Raw genomic sequence first — 250 nt, 5'->3', positions numbered from 1 at the left:
CCAGCCCGGTCACCGCCCCGCCGGCGCCATGGAAGAAGCTGCCCTGGCCGATGCCGCGCAGGTAGAAGTCCAGCAGCGGATGCTGCCGGGCCTCCTGCCGCCAATCGCCCGCCCGGACCGGCCCCGGCATCTCCGCCGGGTGGGACATGCGGTTGTAGGGGCTCGGCGCGATGAAGGGCGGATGCGGCCGGTAGTAGCCGAGGTGGAGGAACCAGGGCGTGCGGCCGACGCCCTTGAGGTAGGTCAGCGC

1 pseudogene is annotated in these 250 nt (G+C 73.2%); it reads right to left on the bottom strand.

Features of this window, described 5'->3' with window-relative positions:
* A pseudogene (locus tag AC0IW9_RS31450) lies at nt 1-250 on the bottom strand (sulfatase); the annotation flags it as partial.

The sequence above is a fragment of the Belnapia sp. AC561 genome, from assembly GCF_979252845.1.
The sequence above is the reverse complement of the archived record's forward strand: the minus strand, read 5'-3'. Positions and strand labels throughout refer to the sequence as shown.